Origin of the sequence: uncultured Lactobacillus sp., assembly GCF_947367085.1 — a bacterium.
Taxonomy (GTDB): Bacteria; Bacillota; Bacilli; order Lactobacillales; family Lactobacillaceae; genus Lactobacillus.
In genome coordinates this window covers 1-20,693 of the sequence record NZ_CANBCP010000020.1, presented here as the reverse complement: position 1 = coordinate 20,693, position 20,693 = coordinate 1, and the positions used below count along the sequence as shown (strand labels likewise).

At 36.2% G+C, this 20,693-nt stretch carries 18 protein-coding genes; 6 read left to right on the top strand and 12 right to left on the bottom strand.

From position 1 onward, the window contains the following. The first annotated feature begins 12 nt into the window (after positions 1-12). Genes Q0Y70_RS04945 through Q0Y70_RS04935 form a run of 3 tightly spaced genes read left to right on the top strand, consistent with a single transcriptional unit; the run spans position 13 to position 4,087 of the window. Positions 13-1,299, top strand: a complete 1,287-nt coding sequence (locus Q0Y70_RS04945; RefSeq protein WP_297817567.1) for a phosphatidylserine decarboxylase family protein — start codon at positions 13-15, stop codon at positions 1,297-1,299. Between the two features lie 40 nt (positions 1,300-1,339). Beyond that, positions 1,340-2,773 (top strand): basic amino acid/polyamine antiporter, encoded by a 1,434-nt coding sequence (locus Q0Y70_RS04940; protein WP_297817564.1) that lies wholly within the window; start codon positions 1,340-1,342, stop codon positions 2,771-2,773. Positions 2,774-2,800: 27 nt separating this feature from the next. After that, complete coding sequence (locus Q0Y70_RS04935; RefSeq protein WP_297817561.1) at positions 2,801-4,087, top strand: phosphatidylserine decarboxylase family protein; 1,287 nt, start codon at positions 2,801-2,803, stop codon at positions 4,085-4,087. Positions 4,088-4,157: 70 nt separating this feature from the next. Here Q0Y70_RS04935 and Q0Y70_RS04930 read toward each other — a convergent pair whose 3' ends face one another. The 3 genes from Q0Y70_RS04930 to Q0Y70_RS04920 all read right to left on the bottom strand — a co-directional run bounded on the left by Q0Y70_RS04930 (position 4,158) and on the right by Q0Y70_RS04920 (position 9,295). Next, positions 4,158-7,610 (bottom strand): MMPL family transporter, encoded by a 3,453-nt coding sequence (locus Q0Y70_RS04930; RefSeq protein WP_297817559.1) that lies wholly within the window; start codon positions 7,608-7,610, stop codon positions 4,158-4,160. 26 nt (positions 7,611-7,636) lie between these two features. Further along, positions 7,637-8,203 carry a TetR/AcrR family transcriptional regulator gene (locus tag Q0Y70_RS04925; protein ID WP_297817556.1) on the bottom strand — a complete coding sequence of 189 codons (567 nt, stop codon included), beginning with the start codon at positions 8,201-8,203 and terminating at the stop codon, positions 7,637-7,639. A gap of 153 nt (positions 8,204-8,356) precedes the next feature. After that, positions 8,357-9,295, bottom strand: a complete 939-nt coding sequence (locus Q0Y70_RS04920; RefSeq protein WP_297817554.1) for a serine hydrolase — start codon at positions 9,293-9,295, stop codon at positions 8,357-8,359. Between the two features lie 168 nt (positions 9,296-9,463). Here Q0Y70_RS04920 and Q0Y70_RS04915 point away from each other — a divergent pair, with 168 nt between their 5' ends. Next, complete coding sequence (locus tag Q0Y70_RS04915; RefSeq protein WP_297817551.1) at positions 9,464-10,387, top strand: N-acetylglucosamine kinase; 924 nt, start codon at positions 9,464-9,466, stop codon at positions 10,385-10,387. A gap of 118 nt (positions 10,388-10,505) precedes the next feature. Here the strand turns inward: Q0Y70_RS04915 and Q0Y70_RS04910 are convergent, their stop codons facing one another. From Q0Y70_RS04910 to Q0Y70_RS04895, 4 genes are all read right to left on the bottom strand, one after another. After that, positions 10,506-12,314 (bottom strand): DUF2207 domain-containing protein, encoded by a 1,809-nt coding sequence (locus Q0Y70_RS04910; RefSeq protein WP_297817548.1) that lies wholly within the window; start codon positions 12,312-12,314, stop codon positions 10,506-10,508. A 104-nt stretch (positions 12,315-12,418) separates the two neighbouring features. Next, on the bottom strand, positions 12,419-12,859 hold the full coding sequence (locus Q0Y70_RS04905) for a GNAT family N-acetyltransferase (RefSeq protein ID WP_297817545.1): 441 nt from the start codon (positions 12,857-12,859) through the stop codon (positions 12,419-12,421). A 14-nt stretch (positions 12,860-12,873) separates the two neighbouring features. Further along, positions 12,874-13,395 (bottom strand): GNAT family N-acetyltransferase, encoded by a 522-nt coding sequence (locus tag Q0Y70_RS04900; RefSeq protein WP_297817542.1) that lies wholly within the window; start codon positions 13,393-13,395, stop codon positions 12,874-12,876. Further along, on the bottom strand, positions 13,395-13,850 hold the full coding sequence (locus tag Q0Y70_RS04895; protein ID WP_297817540.1) for a MarR family winged helix-turn-helix transcriptional regulator: 456 nt from the start codon (positions 13,848-13,850) through the stop codon (positions 13,395-13,397). Before Q0Y70_RS04895 ends, Q0Y70_RS04900 begins: the two co-directional genes overlap by 1 nt. Positions 13,851-13,995: 145 nt before the next feature. Here Q0Y70_RS04895 and Q0Y70_RS04890 point away from each other — a divergent pair, with 145 nt between their 5' ends. Both Q0Y70_RS04890 and Q0Y70_RS04885 read left to right on the top strand, forming a co-directional pair. Further along, a complete protein-coding gene (locus Q0Y70_RS04890; RefSeq protein ID WP_297817537.1) occupies positions 13,996-14,706 on the top strand; it encodes a hypothetical protein in 711 nt (236 codons plus the stop codon). 16 nt (positions 14,707-14,722) lie between these two features. Beyond that, positions 14,723-15,094, top strand: coding sequence for a DUF1304 domain-containing protein (locus tag Q0Y70_RS04885; protein WP_297817534.1), 372 nt, complete (start codon positions 14,723-14,725; stop codon positions 15,092-15,094). 57 nt (positions 15,095-15,151) lie between these two features. On the opposite strand, the gene Q0Y70_RS04880 is transcribed toward Q0Y70_RS04885, so the two are convergent. Genes Q0Y70_RS04880 through Q0Y70_RS04860 form a run of 5 tightly spaced genes read right to left on the bottom strand, consistent with a single transcriptional unit; the run spans position 15,152 to position 20,573 of the window. Further along, positions 15,152-16,450 (bottom strand): extracellular solute-binding protein, encoded by a 1,299-nt coding sequence (locus Q0Y70_RS04880; protein ID WP_297817531.1) that lies wholly within the window; start codon positions 16,448-16,450, stop codon positions 15,152-15,154. Between the two features lie 48 nt (positions 16,451-16,498). Then, positions 16,499-17,803, bottom strand: a complete 1,305-nt coding sequence (locus tag Q0Y70_RS04875) for an MBL fold metallo-hydrolase (protein ID WP_297817528.1) — start codon at positions 17,801-17,803, stop codon at positions 16,499-16,501. Next, positions 17,787-18,623 carry a carbohydrate ABC transporter permease gene (locus Q0Y70_RS04870; protein ID WP_297817526.1) on the bottom strand — a complete coding sequence of 279 codons (837 nt, stop codon included), beginning with the start codon at positions 18,621-18,623 and terminating at the stop codon, positions 17,787-17,789. Before Q0Y70_RS04870 ends, Q0Y70_RS04875 begins: the two co-directional genes overlap by 17 nt. Position 18,624: 1 nt before the next feature. Next, complete coding sequence (locus Q0Y70_RS04865; RefSeq protein WP_297817523.1) at positions 18,625-19,488, bottom strand: carbohydrate ABC transporter permease; 864 nt, start codon at positions 19,486-19,488, stop codon at positions 18,625-18,627. Continuing rightward, positions 19,488-20,573 (bottom strand): ABC transporter ATP-binding protein, encoded by a 1,086-nt coding sequence (locus Q0Y70_RS04860; protein ID WP_297817519.1) that lies wholly within the window; start codon positions 20,571-20,573, stop codon positions 19,488-19,490. Before Q0Y70_RS04860 ends, Q0Y70_RS04865 begins: the two co-directional genes overlap by 1 nt. Positions 20,574-20,693 lie beyond the last annotated feature (120 nt).

The window sequence follows — 20,693 nt, the reverse complement described above, 5'->3', positions numbered from 1 at the left end:
GAGGTTTAAGTTATGAAAAAGAATATTCAATATAATGTTGGTCAATGGTTGCCAAGTGATCAAGAATTTTACAATAAATGGCTCAAAAAAGTTTTAAAGGAAGCTGAAAGTGAAGAAAATCAAAAATTACTCCCTCCAGTGCAAGCTTTAAAAAATCTGATCGAATCAGATCGTTATTTATACAACATTACTCAAATGATGTTTGATGAAATTCCTGCAAAATATGTGGATACTCCAATGGGCACGCCACAAGTTCGTAATTACAAGCAAATGCTCCTGATGCTTAATCGCATTATCCAAAGAGCACCAGAATTTAACACAACTGGTTTAGTAGGGACACCCATTAATGCGATTTTAGACTATCCTATGGCCACTAAAGCTGGTTATGTATTTTTCATGAATCCTAAGATCAACGAAAAATTACGAGATATCCTCAATTACTGGGGAAAATACTTGCAAACACCAGCTTCTACCTATGTTCTTAATACTTCTAAAAATGGTTGGTTAAGTGATTATGCCTTAAATGAAATGTCTCACGTTGCTGATGGCGATAATTTCACTACTATTTTCCAATGTAAGTCTTCAGATCCAGAACAACATCTTGGTTTCACTTCTTGGGATAATTTCTTTACTCGCTTATTTAATCCTGGGATTCGTCCAGTCCAAGATCCAGACGATCCTGATTCAATCGCAAACGCTTGTGAATCAGCTCCATTTAGAATTGCTCGTGACTTACCAATGAAGGCAAAATTCTGGATTAAAGGACAACCTTATTCATTAATGGATCTGCTTCATAACGATCCATGGACTTCAAAATTTGAAGGTGGTACCTTGTACCAAGCCTTTCTTAGTGCGTTAAGTTACCACAGATGGAACAGTCCAGTAAGTGGAACCATTGTAAAGGCCTATAACTTACCAGGATCATATTATTCTGAAAGTCTTTATCAAGGATTTGAAAACGAACGTGGTGCTGATCCTGTCGCAGCTAATGATTCTCAAGCATTTTTGACCGCGACTGCTACTCGTGGCGTCATCTTTATTAAAGCCGATAATCCTAAGATTGGATTAATGTGCTTTGTTGCGGTCGGAATGTCTGAAGTATCTAGTGACGAAATTACGGTTCGCGTTGGTCAGCATGTCAATAAAGGTGACCAATTGGGAATGTTTCACTTCGGTGGCTCAACTCACGTTCTTTTATTTAGACCTGAAACTCAAGTTGAATTCAATTTACATGATCAAGAACCTGGATTGGGAAGCACAAATATTAAGGTTCGTGAAGAAATTGCTCGTGTGAAATAAGATTATTACTTCAAATAATTAAAAGAAAGAAGATTCCAAAATGACGAAAGATAAAAGTCGTAAAATTGGTCTCTTTGGTTTAATCGCGATGGTAGTCGGCGCGATGATCGGTGGCGGAATTTTTGATATTCCTCAAAATATGGCTGCTTCATCATCGTTAGGAGCCGTTATCATTGCTTGGATTTTAACGGGTATTGGTATGTTTGGACTTGCCTTTACCTTTAAAATCCTTGCTGAAGAAAGACCAGACCTAAATATTGGTATTTACTCTTATGCACGAGCAGGCTTTGGGAAATATGTTGGTTTTAACTCAGCTTGGGGTTATTGGATTGAAGCAATTACCGGTAATGTCGCATACGCGGTAATGCTTAATGATTCATTCGGACGCTACTTTCCGGTTTTACTAAAACACCAGTGGCCGACCGTTATATTTGGCATTGTTTTAATTTGGATTTACAATTTTCTAGTTCTAAATGGGGTTAAAGAAGCAACCTTTCTTAATACCATTACTGTTATTATCAAGTTCATCAGCTTAGGTATTATCTTTATTTGTATGTTAATCTTTTTCCGTTTTCCTACTTTCTTTTGGGGATTTTGGGGACAAGGATTACATCTAGGGAACTTTATTTCACAGATTAAGGCCCCAATGCTTGTAACTTTGTGGTGCTTTATTGGTATTGAAGGTGCTGTGGTTATTTCTAATCATGCCAAAAATCCGAGAGATGTTGGTAAAGCAACCGTTTTAGGATATTTAACTTCATTAATTGCCTATGTACTAATTAGTATCGTTGCTTATGGTATTTACCATCAACCAACTCTTTCTAAATTAACAGACCCATCTACAGCCTACCTACTTAAGAACTTATTAGGACCATGGTTTATTGATTTCGTAACTATCTCAGTAATCATTTCTGTTGGAGGTTCATGGGTTGCATGGACAGTCATGATGGCTCAGTTGCCATATGCGGCTGCTAAAGGTCACGTTTTACCAAAATTCTTTGCACATGAAAATAAGAAGAAGGTTCCAAGTGTATCTTTATACATCTCTAGTATCTTAATGTCTTTATTCATGATTTTAGTAGTAACTGCTAATAATGTTTATCTGGCATGTATTGATATAACTGGGGTTATTATCTTACCGTGTTATCTTCTTAGTTCCATGTACTTATGGAAGATCGCACAAAAACGTGAAATTTTTACAAATGATTCTCATAAGCGCAATAAAGCTCTATTTATTGGTATTTTATCCACTATTTACTGCTTATGGCTGTTATATGCCGCTGGTCTAAATTACTTATTAATTTCTACAATTATTTATGCAGTGGGTATTATTTTCTACTATTTCGCAAGAAAAGAATACGACAAAAAAGGCACACCGCTCTTTAATAAGTGGGAATTAGCCCTAGCAATTATTATTTGTATTTTGGCAGTTGTTTCTGTATATCTTCTAGTTACTAAGAAGATTGCACTATAGTTATTAACAATTAAAAAGGTGTTTAAAATGAAAAAAGACATAAAATTCAATGTTGGACAATGGTTACCAAGTGACCAAGAATTTTACAATAATTGGTTAAAGAAAGTGCTTAAAGAAGCCGAAGCTGAACAAGATCAGACACTCCTGCCTCCAGTACAAGCCTTAAAAGATTTGATTGAATCTGACCGCTATCTTTGGAATTTATTCCACATGATGTTTGAAGAAGTTCCAGCGAAATATGTAGAAACACCAATGAACACACCTGCTGTTCACAACTATCATCAAATGCTACGTGTAATAAACCGCGTTATGCACCGTGCACCAGAATTTAATACAACAGGTTTGGTTGGCTTTCCTATTAACGCAATTCTTGACTACCCAATGGCTACAAAAGCTGGCTATGTTGCTTTTATGGATCCACGAGTTAACCAAAAATTACGTGACATTTTAGATTACTGGGGTAAATTTTTACAATCACCTGATTCTACCTATGTCCTCAACCGGTCAAAAGAAGGCTGGCTTGGAGATGAAGCCTTAAAGAGTATGTGTGATGCCGCATATGGCAAAGATTTTCATGATATTTTTGCTTGTCCAAACAATAATATTGACGATCAATATGGGTTTAAGTCTTGGGACCACTTCTTTACTAGAACATTTAATCCTGATGTGCGCCCTGTTGCCAATGCTGATGACCCAGATTCTATTGCCAATGCTTGTGAATCTGCCCCATACAGAATTGCACATAACTTACCATTAAAAGCAAAATTCTGGATTAAAGGCCAGCCATATTCATTAATGGACTTACTTCACAATGATCCACTTACTTCTGAATTTGTCGGTGGCACTTTATATCAAGCCTTCTTAAGCGCATTAAGTTATCACAGATGGAATAGCCCAGTAAGTGGAACCGTAGTTAAGGCATACAACTTATATGGCTCTTACTATTCTGAAACTTTACCTCAAGGCTTTGAAAATCCAAATGGACCAGATCCTGCAGCTCCAAATGATTCTCAAGCTTATATTACTGAAACAGCATCTAGAGCCGTCATATTTATTAAAGCTGATAACCCTAAGATTGGTTTAATGTGCTTTGTTGCGGTAGGTATGGCAGAAGTATCAGGTAACGAAATTACTGTTAAAGTAGGTCAACATATTAATAAAGGTGATCAATTAGGAATCTTCCACTTCGGTGGTTCAACGCACGTTCTTTTATTTAGACCTGATGTTAACGTTAAATTTAACTTACATGGTCAAGAACCAAGCTTAGGTTCACACAATATCAAAGTTCGTGATGAGATTGCCAGAGTAGAATAAATTATAAAATTGAAAAGAAAAAAGACTTTACGTTTGTTTGCGTAAAGTCTTTTTATTTGGATAACTAAATTTAATCTTTATCGTCTTTTTTAGCTTTGGTTCTCCTACCTAAACCATCATAAGTAATTGTAATTGCGGCTGACATATTAATTGGAATCAAGAATACCAATAATAACAAACCGATAATTACGGCCATCGCAACTTCGATCAAGGTTGGAACACCTGATGGAATCAATGCGGCGAACGTACCACCTAAGATAATTGCAGCTGAAATTACAACAGTACCAATAATTGAACATGCACGTAAGATCTTTTCACTTGCAGTTATATGAGGTTCAGCTAAACCTAACTCACGATATCTCATCATTAAGAAAATACTGTAGTCAACTCCCAAAGCAATCAACATGATAAAGCTAAAGAATGGAGTGTTCCAAGTCAATAAATCTCTACCAAGTAATGGCTTAATAATCCATTGAGTGATTGATAAGGAAGTAATGTATGAGATAAGTAAAGTACCTAAAATGAAGATTGGTTGCAATACTGAACGAGTAATGAAGATCAATGCAAGTCCAATACCAATCAACATAATTGCTGCAGTTCTAACGAAGTCTTCGCTAGAAACCTTTTGAGTGTCGTAAATCTTCTCAGATTGTCCACCCATGGCAATTGTCGAGCCTTCTAAGCTAGTTCCCTTAACTGTTTGTTTAACCATATTACTTAAAGCATTAGCCTTCTTAGCAGCCTTATCAGATGCTGGATTAAGCTTCAAGATAATAATAAACTTAGTAGACTTCAAATCCGATGACATGTAGTTATCAAGAGATTCTTGGAATTCATTTGAATGAATCATGTTTTCTGGAATATAGAAAGTATTAGCAGCTGCAGAATCACTTAAACCACCTAAGTAGTTTTGAGCAGTTCCTAAGCCAGCGTTTACTTTATCAATTCCACTAGTTAACTGTGGTGCGTTTGTAGCAATTTGACCTAGGCCGCTACTCAATTGAGTAGCACCGTTTGCTCCTTGGCTCAGGCCAGCGTTTAACTGGCTAGCTCCACTGTAAAGTGCGTTAGCTCCTGAAGCTAATTGACCTGCACCACTTGCGCCTTGATTAAGGCCAGCGCTCAATTGACTCATACCCGAGTTCAAACGACTAGCACCATTTGCGCCTTGAGCCACTGCGCCTTGAACTTGAGTTAAACCAGATTCAAGTTTTGATAAAGCAGAATTTGCACCAGGTAAAGCAACGTTTGAAGCACCAGCTAACTTGTTAACTTGAGCCTTCATCGTTTCTACTTGACCTAGCATTCCTTGCAGAGTTTGCATCGTGCCAGCAACTGAAGTCATTGAACCAGCTAATGACTTATCAGCATCACCTGCTTTTTGAATGTTTGCTCCAACTGATTGCAATGCTTGAGTTAATGAAGCTTGCTGACTTGAAACGCTGCTTTCTACACCGCTCATAATGCTTTGTAAAGCGGCAGTCATAACTTTTTGTTGTTCAGGAGTTAATTTAGCGCTCTGCATAGCTGCCGCATAACCAGCCATGATTTGTTGTTTTTGGCTGTCGCTCATGCCTGCACTTGAGCCTTGCAAGCTTTGTAAAGTATTACCTGCTTGGGTCAAATTATCACCGATAACTTTAGCTTGAGTTCCAACATTAGTTAAGTTAGAAGTCAAACTTGCAGTATCAATGCCTGATGATGATCCCAAAGCCTTATTCAATTGCTGAATACCGTCGTTAATTTGAGGAAGACCTGCTTGAAGTTGAGCTAATTGGCTGCGAGTTGCACCATTCATTTGACCTGCCAATTGAGTACTCATTAAGTTCAAGCCATTAACAAGTTGTTGAGTACCGTTTTGAAGCTGGTTTGCGCCATTAACTAAAACAAAAGTACCATTTTGTAAACGAACTGCACCTTGCTGAAGTGCTAAAGTACCACTTTCTAAACGTCCAGCACCATTTTGAAGCAAGGTGGTTCCGGAAGCTAGTTGATCTGCTCCAGCTTGAAGACGCTGTGCACCCGAAGTAATTTGCTGAGAGCCATCACTTAACTTGGTTAAACCTTTTCTAGCAGTATTAGTTCCAGAATTTACTGTACCTAATTGGTTGTTAACGTATAATCTTTTAATCTTTTCACCATTTGGCTGAGTTGCAGACGACGCAAATTTAACGTCTGGATCTGCTTGGAGTTGTTTAACGATTTGATCAATCGTCTTTAAGTCTTTTTCATTATCTAAAGTATGCTTAGACTTAATGTAAAGAGTTGAATACTCTGGGGTACCCTTTGAAAAATGGTCTTGAAGTACCAACAATCCTGCTTTAGATGGCGTTGAATTAGAAATTTCATCTGCATCATCATAGTTTAAGTGGTTGGAGTAAAAGAAGAAAAATGGTGCAACTACAACTGCCACAACTAATAAGTAAATTACAGGATGTCTTAAAGTACCTCTAGAAATATCAGTCCATAACTTAGAAGAACTTTCCCCTTCAAACTTCTTAACCGGCCAAAACATCTTTTCGCCAAGAACTGCCATAAAGAATGGGTTCAAAGTTAATAAGACTACTAATAAGACCGCAACACCAACAGCTACACCAGCCGCAGATTGGTAAACAGAGAATTGAGCTAATCCTAAAGCAGAGAACCCAATTAAAATTGAAGATCCTGAGTAAAGGATGGTTCTACCAGCCTTCTTGCGGGCATCGTTAGCTGCGGCATATTTCTCCATCCCTTTACCCAAGTTCTCTTTAAACTTGTCATACAGCAGGATGTTATAGTCGGTACCGATACCAAAGAGCACAATAACCATGAACACTTGAGTAAAGTTAGAAAATGGGAAGTTAAAGTGCTTTACCAAGTTAGTAACAATTGAAAATGAAGTAATAAATGAAACACCAACTGTTAATAATGAAATAAGTGGCACAATTGGCGATCTAAATACTAGAACTAAGACAATAAAAATGAAGATAATCGAAATAACTTCCGTTTTCTTGATACCTTCTTGAACTGCAGCTGAGAAGTCATCTTCAAGAATTCTCACACCAGTAACATAAGTCCGAAGGCCCTTAGTTTTAGCTGCTTTAATCAACTCAGTATTAGTTTTTGAAACCGTAGAGTGATCATTAGCAATATTTAGTTGAACAACTTCAGTCGTCTTATCTTTTGAGATAAGTTGGTCTTTAGTTGCAAAGTTGTCATTAGGAGTCATCATTGACTTAATGCCAAGCCGTTTTTTATTATCTTTCAAAAACTTAATGGTGTCGTCAATTTTATCTTGATCTTCAGAAGACAACTTACCGTCTTTTTTATTGAAGACAACCCCAACTACATAGGTATTATCTTGTTTATGTCCCCATTGATTCTCAATCTTGATAGCAATTGAGCTTTGAACATCAGCAGGAAGTTTAATTTCTGAGTGCTGACGAGTCAATGCATCGACATTTGGTAGTGCAAAAATTGCTATTAAAACAATTGCTATCCAGGCAATTAATGAACCAACATGGTTTTTCATGAATTGCTTCATATTATTCCCTTTCCCCTTAACTTTTTTTATTGCGCTGAAGCTTTTAACTTAGGTGCCACTAGCCTCAAGAGCATTTCGTGGTAATTATCATCAGCTTCGGCAGGACTTTCATCTTTGAACATATCGATTTGATCAAGATAAACATAGCCCAATACTCCAGCTAATAAACTGTGCAGTGAAACTATATTTTTACGATCAACATCTAATTTTTTGCCGAGATCTACAATTTGCAAGATTTCTTTTTCAATAGCCGGACTAGAAGTTAAATCTTCTAAACTGTACAAAATACTAGTCATAGCCCGATCATGCCGTAAAAAATCTCGAATTTCATCGGCAAAAGTAAAAATAGCTTTCTCACCTGACACGCCAATTACTTTGGTCAGTAGATGCTTGCGTAGCTCCTTAATTCGATCAGCACACACATAACCAAGTAATTCTTTGCGATTAGCCACATAATGATAAAGAGATTGCGAACGGATACCTAACTTTTTTGCCAAATTAGGCATCGTTAATGCGTTAATTCCCTCTTCATTAATTAGTTGGGTTGCCATTTTTACAATTTTAGATTTATCTAAAGTTCGCTTAATAGCCAAGATACTCACCTCGTTTTCGTATACCTGAACATGATATCACTTCATTGTGTAGATTACAATCTACAATGTGTAGATTTTTATCTACTTTCTGTAATTTATTGCAAAAAAATAAGAGATAACCTTTTTTCAAGAATTATCTCTTCCAAAAACTATCTAATTTTTCATAAACCAACCATTAATCTGCTTACCTAAGGCCCCAAAGTCAAAGCCTGTCGCATGACTGACACTGGTCATTACATAAGTTTTACCTGCGCTTTGAACTAAAGCTGCGCTAGAATATTTATCACTGATTTTATAAATTGTACCTGTTACAGACGTTGCAAGACCCTTATCTGGGAAATTCAGTAAATTGCCCAAGACCTTATTATCAGAGCCTGAATTAATTACTTTACCTTGATAAAGTTTTTTCAAAATCAAGCTCAAATCTTGCGCGGTGGTTGTTCCGACAACTTCATTATGAAAATCATTGCTGAAGTGAGTATTTTTAGCGCCTGCTTTTTCAATAATTTTATTTACCTGGTCCTTGCCGATCTTTTTAAGGATGATATTTGCCGCGTTATTATCATTCTTATTCATCATCAGTTGAACTAAATAAGTATAAGAGTAGCCCATATTTGGCGCTAGTAACGCATCTGCACCTTTTAAATCACCGGCTTTAACAGTATAAGTTTGACTACCATTAAGGTGGTGGTCAGCAACTTGTTTTTCATAAGCAATCAGTAAAAACAACTTCATCATATTACTTACGTTTAATGACTTAGAGCTATTTTGCACATTGGCAAAAACATCATCTGAACGCAAGTCTATAGCGCTGACTTGTATAGCTTGAACAGGATTATTTAACTGTTTAGTAATTACTTTAGCTAAAGAGGAGTTGCTTTTTTTACTTACAGTTAGAGCTAAGTCAGTTTCATCAGTTGAAGATGCGGGCTTATTATCTTTATTAGTAAACTTTTTTTGTTCAGAATAAGGTGCTTCACCGTTGCCATAAACTTTGATAGTTTTGTTAGCCATCCGATTAGTACTGGTGATATAAAAAGCTAGAGCGCAAAACGAAGCTAATGCCGCTCCCAAAAAAACATTATGTTTCATATAATTCTCCTTGTATGCTTTTTCTATTTTATCATTATCATACTTAATAACGATAGATTAATAATCCCTCTAGACCTACTTTTACTATTTGTAATATAATGTATGCGTTATCAAAACGATTTATATGATAGAATATATAAATATTTTAAAAAGTAAGGACTAGATAATATGTTGAAGTACATGATTGGAATTGACGCAGGTGGTACTCACTCTACTGCTATTGCCTATGATTTAGATGGTAAAGAAATCGCTCGCAGTGAAGGTGGTCCCGGTCAAATTAATACCGATTACGATCTTGGTATTAAAAATATTGCAAATACTGTTAACGAATTACGTAATAAAATTGATGGCGACTGTATGAAAGTTTTAGCAGGAATTGCTGGTCTTTCAGTTGTTGGAAATGCTCCAGAAGTTGCTGCAACTATTTCTTCAATGGTAGGTAACATCCCAACTCGCGCCATCACTGACTCACTTCTTGCCCTTTATAATGGTCTTGAAGGTGCTGATGGTGCATTAGTCATCGCAGGTACCGGATCTGTTGTAAATGGTCGTCAAGACGGCTCATTAATTTCTGTTGGTGGTTATGGTTCATTTTTGGGTGACGAAGGTAGTGGCTATGCAATTACTAAGTCCGCTCTTCAAGCTGCTTTATTGAAATGGGACAAACGTGAAAAGAGTTCACTTGTTGACTTATTCGTTAGAATTTGGAACTTAGATTCAATGAACGATGCTGCAGCTAAGTTCTATGAATTGACTAATCCAGAAGTTGCTTCATATGCTGTGGAAGTTGCAAAACTTGCTGATGCAGGCGATGAAGAGGCTCGCAAGATCATTCAACAACAAGCTCATTTATTGGCTCGTGACATCATTATTTGTTTAGATCGCTACCAAGATCCTAAGCCAATGCGCATTGCCTTGACTGGTTCAGTTCTTTCTAACAACGCTATGATTCGTTCATTCATGGAAGACGAAGTTAAAGAGAAGTATCCAGATGCTGTCTTCAGCGTTTCAAATGGTGAAAATGCGCGCGGAGTAATGTTTGATAAGAGTAAAGACTACCGTTACTTCACTAATCACAATGACAATGAATAATAATTAATTTCAAAAAGACCTCTATCAATGAAATCCCACTGATAGAGGTCTTTTTCTATAATTCTTTAAATTTTACTAGCGTCAAATTATCACTAAATATAGTGTTTTTTTCTGCATTCTAGAAAGCTCCACCACCACTTCCTCCTCCAAACCCATCTGATGATCCATCCGAAAATCCTCCCGAATCTCCAAAAGATGATGAGTCCGAGCCAGAGTCGGTTCCCAAATTAAAGTTTGAAATAAAGTTATGTTCGAATCCATCTGATTCTGTACTATAAAACGTAGTATAAGCATAAAAACTAGTCTGCTCTAGTTCTTCTTTACTAAAGTCAATTTTTAATTGTTCAATAACCTTATCAGATAGATCAAAAGCAACAGCGAATGGCATAATATCTTCCCAAAGAATCAATTCACCAACTTCTCTCATATTGAAACGTCCAATATCTTGAAGCATTGATTTAAAGCCACGAATTTTATTAGTTTCCTCGGCTCCTTTTAGGGTATAAATGGAAACTCTCTTCAAACATGTTGATACAATAATAATTTCAACAACTATCATCACAAATGAAACAAGTAATATCTGAGGAGATAATCTACCAAATAACCAGGCAATGGCTGCGCATACAATACTTAAGATTGACATTAAAACTTCAGCCAGTAGTAAATCCTCCTTGACTTCAACATTCTTTTCATCAAAATACTTCTTAGCAAAAGCTTGCTTATACCATTGATTCTTCCAGTTCTTGAACCTCTCATATAGTTCGTCAGATTGCGCATTATTTAATTCAAAAGTAGTAAAACTATTTCCATCCCCTACTTTATTAAATAGATAACTAATAAGCTCATTATCGTTAATTACAGTCGGATCGATTAATGAGATACGATAATATGTCCTTTTTATAGGGTCTTGTCGTTCATATTCCTCAATTTTAATTTTGTGCTTACCAGCCAAATACATCAAATACGCTATAAATCCCTGTGTATCAGGTTCAAAACCTCTATCTAAAACTTGTGCCATAACAGGACTTATTGAAGGAATTTCAAAATTATGAACTATCTCGCTTTTCTTTTTCAGCTTAACACCAGCAGCTTTTACGGATGAGGCTTTCAAAATAACTCTCATAGGTAAAACCATACTAAGTGCAGCCATTCCATATATAAATAGATTATGAAGACGCCTTTTTCGATTAGCTCTCTTGACTAATTTTGCTTCTTGATCTAATACAAATTGCTTATGATTCTTATTAGAAACATTTTTGTTATTAGGTGTTACACTATTTGGAAAAATTGCATGTACTTCAATCCCTCGATTGCGTCTGAGATTATTGGCACTCATTTCAATTATATCCGGTGAGACTGAAATTTCGCCACTAGGATCACCATGTGCCCAAGCTTTCAAATGTTTTACTTTTTCTGGAAAAGTCACTTCAACTGAAACATAATCAAGATTCTTATCCCAGCCATCACCAATGATTTTAAAATTAAGCTCAGCAGTATCACGCCAGTTTTTTACTGCGTTAGTTATCCGATATCGATAAATAACTGTGATCGTATCATATGCTTTAATTTTGTGAAAAACTTTGAATTGGTAGCTATTGTCTTTTTCGGTTAGTTGATATGTATTATTTTCCCTGTTTACATTATCTTCAACAGGTGTACTAGTTCCATCAGAAATTATCTCGACATCCGGATCTTCTAATGTCTGATCAGAATTCAAATTTTGCCGATAATAGACTCCATGTGCATCATCAGCAAAATCATAACTAACTTTTCTTTCAATTATTAAACTACCATCTTTTTGAATGTCAGCTTTGGTGGTAACATCCTCAATTTTGTAATCTGGGCTACTTGCTTTAACGGTTGTAGTTTTAACCAAAAACAGTATCGATAACAATATTATCAAGAGAAGCCTAGATAATCTCTTCATCTCTTTTACCTCATCGAATTATTATTTTACACATATTACCATAGGAAAATAACAAATGGCAAAAAGACCTCTATCAATGAAATCCCACTGATAGAGGTCTTTTTCTATAGTTCTTTAAACATCATAATATGATCAATGCCGCCCTCATCAAAAACGCTGCCGCTAGTACGATAACCTAATCTCTCATAAAAAGGCTTTACGCTAAGTTGAGCATGGCAATATAAGTTTTGAACGCCCTTTTCTTTCAAATAATCATGCACCCGTTCTAACATCTTAGAACCCAAATGCAAGTGGCGACTATCTTTATCGACTGCAACTCGTCCTAAAAACCATTTGCCATCTTCTTGAAAAATGCGACACGTAGCCAGCGCGCAAGTTTTATTTTCATTTAATTGATAAACTTGAATCGCACTTAAATCTTGGCTATCCAGTTCAGGCAAGGTAATCTTTTGCTCAACTACAAAGGTATTACAACGCAGTCTTTCAACACAAAAGACCTCTCGTCCACTCATTTCATCTATTGTCTTAAAATAAAAATCCGCCATATCTTTCCTCAAACTTACAGTTTCTTAACCAAAATAAAATCAGTTTGCGGGTCATCTCCTACTACAAAGGTATGCTGGCTGACTCTTTCAAAACCATCTTTTTGGTAGAACTTTTGGGCATTAAAATTCTTCTCCCAAACACCTAACCACATGTTAGTTTTATTTTTCTTATGTGCAATTTCTTCAGCTAACTTTATTAATACTAAGCCCAATCCTTGATGTTGGAAATCATTTTTGAGATAAATTCGCTCTACTTCTAAAGCATTGTCTGCAACTTGCTCTGTTTGAGCTGATTTTTCATTTACTTTCAAATATCCAGCAACTTGGTCTTGAACCATCATAAAGTAAAATTCGCTATCTGGATTTTCAATTTCTTTGGTTAATTTTTTAGTATCATACGCTTCATCTAAAAATTCAGCCATATCCTTTTCGGTATTATATTCACCAAATGTTTCTTTAAATGTCTGGCGTGAAATCTCTTGCAATTGCTTGACATCTTCACTAGTAACTTTTTTGATCTCGTAATTCTTAGTCATTAATATTCCCTCTTTCCACCATTTTTGACATACTGCCACTGCTCATTAGAATTCTTTTCTACAATACTAAGTAGCTTTTTTAATTCCTGAATTTGACTTTGACTTAAACCTGAAAGTACTTTTTGATTTGAATAAGCATTTTCTGCTTCAATGTGTTCAGCTAATTTTTGTCCTAGGTCACTCACATAAAGGTGGCGGATCTTCTTATTCTCCGCATCTGCTTTTTTCACAATTAAATTTTGCTTCTCGAGCTTAGCTATACTTCTCGAGGCAGTCGTCCGATCCACGTTTAAAATCTGGGCCAGATGATCCGAAATAATACCTGGATTCTGCTTAATTCGCACCAAGTACAGATATTGGCCCCTAGTTAAATTAATCTGCTTAAATTCAATATTTGCTATTGAATCGAGCGCTCTCGATATGCTTCCAATCTGATGCAAAATATCTTCCGTCATTTTCCAATCTTTCTTTTTATTAACGAGATTAGTTCTTATTTTACCAAATATTGTTGCAAATGCAACATTATTAAACAGATTATTAAGATTTAATTTTCAGATATGAGATAATGAGGATAACTTTTATAGTAACGGGGGATTTTATATGCATTCTTTATTCAAAAAATTTTTTACTACACTGGGCATAATTTTTGTAGTGCTTGCGATATTAATCTTAGTCGACGCACTTCATGTTTTAACTGGACCATGGGCAAATCACTTAGGTCTTACCTTTTTATTCTTAGTAATCTTTATCTTCTGTCTTCGCTGGCGCTTAACATTTTCTAGTGTGCTATTTTTATCCTTTATTATCATGTTGCATAAAGCTGGCATGGGAATGGCACATGTTTCTAACTGGACTATCTTAGGAATTGCCATCTTGGCTGGAATCGGCCTTTCTTTGCTTTATCATCCACACCTTAATTATGTCAAAAGGTTGATTCAAGGCGATGAACCAACGCCGTTTGCGACTATCGAAGATCAAAATGAGGACGTAATCACAATTCATTCTCGCTTTAGTGACACAACTAGAAACATTTCTGGCGAATTTACTAGAATTGATCTAGATACTCATTATAGTGATGTTGATTTACACTTAGACGATGCACTTTTGACTACACCAACGGCGACAATTCAATTTGACTGTAAATCTAGTTCCCTAAATCTTTACATTCCGTTAGAATGGAATATTGAAGATCAACTTCAAAAAATTGGTAGTACTATTGATTACAATGGTTCTGAAAATGGAACCGGATCTAAAACTATCTACTTTACTGGAAGGTTAGCCGCAAGTAATTTAACGATTACGAGAGTTTAATTTTTAGGGAGAAAAAATGGAAGTTATTCGAAATATCGGAATTGTGTTGACATTTATTGTCGGAATTGAGCACATCGGAATTTGTTTACTAGAAATCTTTGGTAAGCCCGAAGTGCAAGCAAAAGCATTTGATATGGACCTTGAATTTGTAGAGCAAGATGCTGCTAAGACGGCACTAGCTAATCAAGGAATTTATAATGGCTTACTTGGGTTATTATTAATTCTTTGCTTCTTTGTTTTCAAAGGAATTGTTTTAATTCAAGTCTGGCAATTACTTTTGGGCTTAATTGTTGTAGTAGCAATCTTTGGTGGCTTTACTGCAACCAAGAAAATTTTCTTAGTTCAAATGTTACCAGCTTTAATTGCTTTGATTTGTTTATCTTTATAACAGCCCAAACAAAAAGACGGCCGTATGACCGTCTTTTTTAGTGCAATTATATTTTAATTATTGATTCCAAGCACTTTGGAACTTAGTCTTACCAGCATCAATTGCTGAATTCCAGTTTTGACCCTTCTTAGCCTTAGCAAAGATGCCTTGCATAATTGAGTTCAATTGGGTGTAGGCTGCGTTACTGTTCTTAACAACTGGAACACTGTATAAGTGTGCCATAGCCTTGTTCAATTGTGCTGGAACCTTAGTCTTAGTTGAGTCCTTGTATTCACTTGAGTTAATTACTGAGTTAGTTACAGGGATGTAACCAGTCTTGTTAGCCCAAGTTAATTGTTGTTGTTTACCTAACAAATACTTAATGAACATGAAGGCAGCTGCTTTTTGATCAGCGGTACCCTTGTTAAACATGTAGATATCAGTACCTTGTTGCATGTTGTACTTAGATGGACGAGGTGCTACACCGTATTGGAACTTGTTACCAACACCCATCTTAACGAATCCTTCACCAGCAGAAGTTCCTACAAACATAGCGATCTTTTGGTTAGAAAAATCACCTGACAAGTAACCTGCTGAACCTGCAGTTTCAAAGTAGCCCTTCTTAATACCATCTGCGTAGTAATTAATTACAGCCTTTGAATCAGAACCAGTGAAGTTAATATTCTTAGAGAAGTTTACTCCACGATCCTTCATACCTAAAACATAGTAGTTTGAAAGTGAGTCAAATCCAGCACCAACAACTTTACCGTTACTCTTCTTGTAAATAGTTTGAGCGGCTGACTTCAATTCTTTCATGTTAGTTGGTACTTTAACACCATATTTGTCTAATAAGTCCTTGTTGTAAGTTAACATTTCAACAGACTTATTAAATGGAATACCATATTGGGTACCCTTAATTTGTGCACCCTTTAATAATTCTTCACGGATATCACTCTTCTTTGCACTGCCCCAGCCAATCTTTGAATTATTAATGTAAGGGGTCATGTCAACTAAACGCTTAGCGTTAGCTGCATCTAATAACCAACCTGGGTAAGCTTGAGTAATAGTAGGTAAGTTATTAGGTGATTGCAAAGTAGAATTAATCTTAGCTTGTAAATCTGGATACTTACCTTGGTTTTCAAGCTTAATCGTAATGTTAGGATTCTTTTTTTCAAAGTCGCTAGTCAAGCTCTTCAAAGTCTTTTCTTGAGCACCTGTCATAGCGTGCCAGAAGACAACTGTTGTCTTCTTAGAAATCTTAGTAGGAATCTTAGCGTTACTGTCGCTATTAGATCCACCATTGTTAGAGCAAGCTGCTGTACCTAACATTGCTAAAGCTGCTACTGCAATTGCAGTCAACTTTTTACTGAACTTCATATGGTCCTCCCATAAAAAACAAAAACACAACTAATACAATATTTAATTTTAACTAAGAGTGATAGTTTCGCCACGCTTAGGTAAAATCCGTTCACCAAATGGGTTTTCTTCCAATTCTGGATGCAATGTGTGCACCGGAGCCAATATTTTTGGCTCAAACCCTGCGATAATTTCCTTTAATTCAGGAATATCGGCATGTCCACTGCAGCGCAAGTTGACTAGCTCAATACCACGTTTTTCGATATTTTCGATAAATGGTCGATAAGCTGGATCAAAATCACCCAGTGGTTCGGCATTACTGTGGATATATAATCCTCCTTTTTGGAGTTGATCATAATGCCCCACTACTTGCCAGAAATATTGATGATCGTCTGCTAAAAGCTCAGAGTAACTTACTTCTAAGTGCGAATCGAGCGCATCAATTTTTTCATCTTCTGGTAGGTAATAATAAGCAACGTCTTGTTTTAATGCTTTTTTCAAAAGCTCAGCTCTCTTAGCATGTAAAACAACTTTTCTCGGTGAGTCTGAAATGATTCGCAAAATTCGCTCAACGTTAGTCGGATAAGTGTTAAAAGTCAATTGACGCTTAGGATTATCCTTTTGGTATTGCACAATTTTTTGAGTTAGCTGATTTTCATCTTTTTGTCCAGTAAATTCTTCACTGTTTTCCTCATTTGCTCGCTCTGGCCAAGATACTCCCGTTCCTTCGATTATTAACATATCACATCCACGTCCTGCTTTCATAAAGTTATGCACCCAATCGGGATGATAACCATGTAAACGAATATCTCCGGTGTGAACAATCATCTTGTCAGGAGTTTTTATAATTAATCCAGTAGCGCCATAAGCATCGTGATCACTTGGCACAATGGTTAAAGTAATGTCACCAACTTGAATTGGTTTATTCAATTCAGCTGCAATAATTGGTCTTGTATAATTTTTAGGCTTATTTGCTGCGGGAAGCAAGAAGTCACCATTTTGATTTAATACTGGCAACAAATGAGCAGTAATAGGACCTGCATAAAGTGGAATTTCAGGTGCTAATAAATTTAGAGCCTTACTATGGTCTAAATGAAGATGTGAAATATAGGCTGCACTGTGCTGCCAGCGCTTGGTATCGATTTGTTTACCAGTTAAAAGCGGATCATAAAAATTAGGTACATCCCCGATTAGCTGATATTTAAGAAGCGTTTCAAAATCTTCATCTTCCGTTGAAAGTCCTAATTCGGGACGATAAACCTCGCCCAAATCAAAAAGCACATGCGACTTATCATAGGCTACTTCAATCATTGGTCCACCAATTGTGGTTAAGCCATTATAAAAAGTTACTGTAGTTTTAGGCTTTGAGCTCATTACGTACAACCCCGCGAATAATTTGTTTTCTAAAGATAAAGTAAATAATCAAAACAGGCACAACAGTTAAAGTAGCTGCCGCAAGTTGAAGCTGAGTCTGAGCACCAGCATCAGTGGCAAAGGCTGCTAATCCATTGTTAAGCAAACGCATATTGTCTTCATTTGTAACAAGTAATGGCCATAAGAATGCATTCCAGCCTGAAATAAAGCTCAAAAGTGCAACAGTAATTAAACCACCTTTAGACATTGGCACCAAAATACGCCAGATATATTCCCAATCACTAGCACCATCAATCATAGCCGCCTTATAAAGCGTTGGAGAAATAGCTGTAAAATAGCTTTGTAGATAGTACATGTAGAAAATTGATACTAAAAATGGCAAAACCAAACCTAAGTAAGTGTTAAGCAAGTTCATGCTCATAATGGTAGTGTAATTAGTAAAGATAATTGCTTCACCGGGAACCATTAATAAGGATAAAAAGATTAATTGGATAAAACCTTTTCCCTTGAACTTCAAGTTAACCATCGCAAAAGCACCTAAAATTGAAGTAAACAAACTGACTACAGTAGTAGTAGCTGCTGTAATAAAGGTGTTAAAGAAATATCTTGCAAATGGAGCTTGGGCAAAGACTTTGGCATAGTTATCAAAGTGCCAATGAGAAGGAATTAAAGTTGGCGGAATTGTTGTCGTTTCTTCATAAGACATTAATCCACCCAGAATCATATAAATAAACGGGAAGACTGTAATAATCGCAAAAATTGCAATGAAGAGGTAAATAAAGATCATACCCCATCTAAATTTAGACTTTTTATGTTCCATCTTAACTATTCACTTTCTTCATTAATTTTCTTTGTAGGTAAGTTACAAACAAGATAAACAAGAATAATACTACAGTTGCAGCCATCGCAACACCGGGAGTGCCAACAACTTGGAATTTATTATAGATGTAGAACACTGCAGTCATTGCCGAGTTAGCTTGACCCGCGACACCATTAAATAAAGCATAAACTTGTGTATAAATCTTGAATGCTCCGATTAAGTTAACTGTTAACAAGAATGCTAAAGTTGGCACTAGTTGAGGCATCGTAATTCGCCAAAACTTCTCACGACCACTTGCACCATACATATCTGCAAGCACATAGTAGTTAGGGTCAATATTTCTCAATGCTCCCATCAGGATTACTATATTGAAAGCCAAAGAAGCCCACACCCCAAAAATGATCAAAGAAATAATACTCATACTTGGATCATCTAACCAGTCAGGTGCTGGCAAGTGCATTGCACGCAAGCAAAAGTCTAACATTCCATATTTACCATTTAAGATGTAACGAAAGACAATACCAATAGCGATCGTACTAGTTACATAGGGCATAAAGAACATTGTTTTAAAGAAGGCTTGATGTTTAATTTTAGAAAATACCCACCATGCCAAAGCAATTGAAATGATCAAACCAATTGGTACTGCTAAGAATGCATAAATTGCTGTGTTCAAAATAGCATGCCAAAAATCTGGATCTTTGAAAATATAGACATAGTTGGCAAATCCATTAAATTGCATGTTAATTAATGGACCGCCTTGAAAACTCATGATAAATGCACGGATAATTGGCCAAATACTAAATACAGTCACACAAATTAAAGCTGGTGCTAAAAATAGCCAGGCCTTTTTTTGATTTTGCTTCATTAGTAAACGCGCTCCCCATTTTCATCGAAGATAAAGGCACGTTCTAAGTTCATCTTGAACTTGGCCTTATCACCTGCATTAATTTCTTTTTCTAAGTTAACTAAGGAACGCTCAGCTACGTCATTAAAGCTAAATTTCAAAACTCTTTCGCGCCCAATTAACTCAACATCATCAATAACGGCTTCAATTTGCCCACTCTCATCAGGAGTAATATTTTCTGGGCGGATGCTCAAAGTATATTCCCCATCAGTTAATTCTTTCTTAAAGCGACTTGAATCAAAATCTGACTTACTTAATTCAAGACCAGGAGCAGAAATTTTATCTCCTTTTACTTGAACTTTGAAATTATCGATCACAGGATTTCCGATGAAGTTAGCAACAAATTGATTCTTAGGTTCAAGATATAGCTTTTGACCTTCATCATCTTGTTGAATAATTCCTTGGTGGAATAAGATAATCTTATCCCCGATTGATAAAGCTTCTTCTTGATCGTGAGTAACAAATAAGGTAGTAATGCCCACTTCTTTAACCAAAGCTCTAATTTCTTCTCTAATCTTCAAACGTAAACGTGCATCAAGATTACTCAATGGTTCATCCATTAATAAAATTTGAGGCTCTTGCACTAAAGCACGGGCAATAGAAACACGCTGCTGCTGACCACCAGATAAGTTGCCAGGCTTTTCATTTGCTAGTTCTTCAATATGAGTTAGTTTCATAAAACGATGAGCAATTTTTTCAGCTTCTGCCTTTGGCTTTTTATCCTTGCCAACAGTCATTGGGAACATGACATTTTGTAAAACTGTCATATGTGGATATAAAGCATAGTTTTGGAAAACATAACCAATATTTCGATCCTTAGGCTCAACATTAAGCATAGATTTCCCATCCACGATAATGTCACCGCCTGTTGGATTCAAAAGGCCCGCAATCATATTCAAAGTAGTGGTCTTACCACAACCACTTGGGCCTAAAAGACAAACTAAATCTCCCTTTTTAACGGAAAAACTTACGGATTTAATAGCTTGGTAACCATTGTCATAGGTTTTTTCTAAATTTTTGATTTCGATAAAATTTTCAGTACTCATTAATCTCTCACTACTACATATAGATCTATGTATAAATGCTCAACACAAATTGTATTATAAATCCAAGTAAAGCACAATTGTTTTTCTATTAAAAAATTCGTAGTTCTTCAATTTTAATAC

What these genes read in the sequence shown, in the direction of transcription:
- Q0Y70_RS04895 (WP_297817540.1), bottom strand. Translation starts at nt 13,850, where the DNA reads ATGACGGAAGATATTTTGCATCAGATTGGAAGCATATCGAGAGCGCTC.
- Q0Y70_RS04885 (WP_297817534.1), top strand. Translation starts at nt 14,723, where the DNA reads ATGGAAGTTATTCGAAATATCGGAATTGTGTTGACATTTATTGTCGGA.
- Q0Y70_RS04870 (WP_297817526.1), bottom strand. Translation starts at nt 18,623, where the DNA reads ATGGAACATAAAAAGTCTAAATTTAGATGGGGTATGATCTTTATTTAC.
- Q0Y70_RS04880 (WP_297817531.1), bottom strand. Translation starts at nt 16,450, where the DNA reads ATGAAGTTCAGTAAAAAGTTGACTGCAATTGCAGTAGCAGCTTTAGCA.
- Q0Y70_RS04910 (WP_297817548.1), bottom strand. Translation starts at nt 12,314, where the DNA reads ATGAAGAGATTATCTAGGCTTCTCTTGATAATATTGTTATCGATACTG.
- Q0Y70_RS04930 (WP_297817559.1), bottom strand. Translation starts at nt 7,610, where the DNA reads ATGAAGCAATTCATGAAAAACCATGTTGGTTCATTAATTGCCTGGATA.
- Q0Y70_RS04875 (WP_297817528.1), bottom strand. Translation starts at nt 17,803, where the DNA reads ATGAGCTCAAAGCCTAAAACTACAGTAACTTTTTATAATGGCTTAACC.
- Q0Y70_RS04905 (WP_297817545.1), bottom strand. Translation starts at nt 12,859, where the DNA reads ATGGCGGATTTTTATTTTAAGACAATAGATGAAATGAGTGGACGAGAG.
- Q0Y70_RS04920 (WP_297817554.1), bottom strand. Translation starts at nt 9,295, where the DNA reads ATGAAACATAATGTTTTTTTGGGAGCGGCATTAGCTTCGTTTTGCGCT.
- Q0Y70_RS04915 (WP_297817551.1), top strand. Translation starts at nt 9,464, where the DNA reads ATGTTGAAGTACATGATTGGAATTGACGCAGGTGGTACTCACTCTACT.
- Q0Y70_RS04945 (WP_297817567.1), top strand. Translation starts at nt 13, where the DNA reads ATGAAAAAGAATATTCAATATAATGTTGGTCAATGGTTGCCAAGTGAT.
- Q0Y70_RS04890 (WP_297817537.1), top strand. Translation starts at nt 13,996, where the DNA reads ATGCATTCTTTATTCAAAAAATTTTTTACTACACTGGGCATAATTTTT.
- Q0Y70_RS04860 (WP_297817519.1), bottom strand. Translation starts at nt 20,573, where the DNA reads ATGAGTACTGAAAATTTTATCGAAATCAAAAATTTAGAAAAAACCTAT.
- Q0Y70_RS04865 (WP_297817523.1), bottom strand. Translation starts at nt 19,488, where the DNA reads ATGAAGCAAAATCAAAAAAAGGCCTGGCTATTTTTAGCACCAGCTTTA.
- Q0Y70_RS04935 (WP_297817561.1), top strand. Translation starts at nt 2,801, where the DNA reads ATGAAAAAAGACATAAAATTCAATGTTGGACAATGGTTACCAAGTGAC.
- Q0Y70_RS04940 (WP_297817564.1), top strand. Translation starts at nt 1,340, where the DNA reads ATGACGAAAGATAAAAGTCGTAAAATTGGTCTCTTTGGTTTAATCGCG.
- Q0Y70_RS04900 (WP_297817542.1), bottom strand. Translation starts at nt 13,395, where the DNA reads ATGACTAAGAATTACGAGATCAAAAAAGTTACTAGTGAAGATGTCAAG.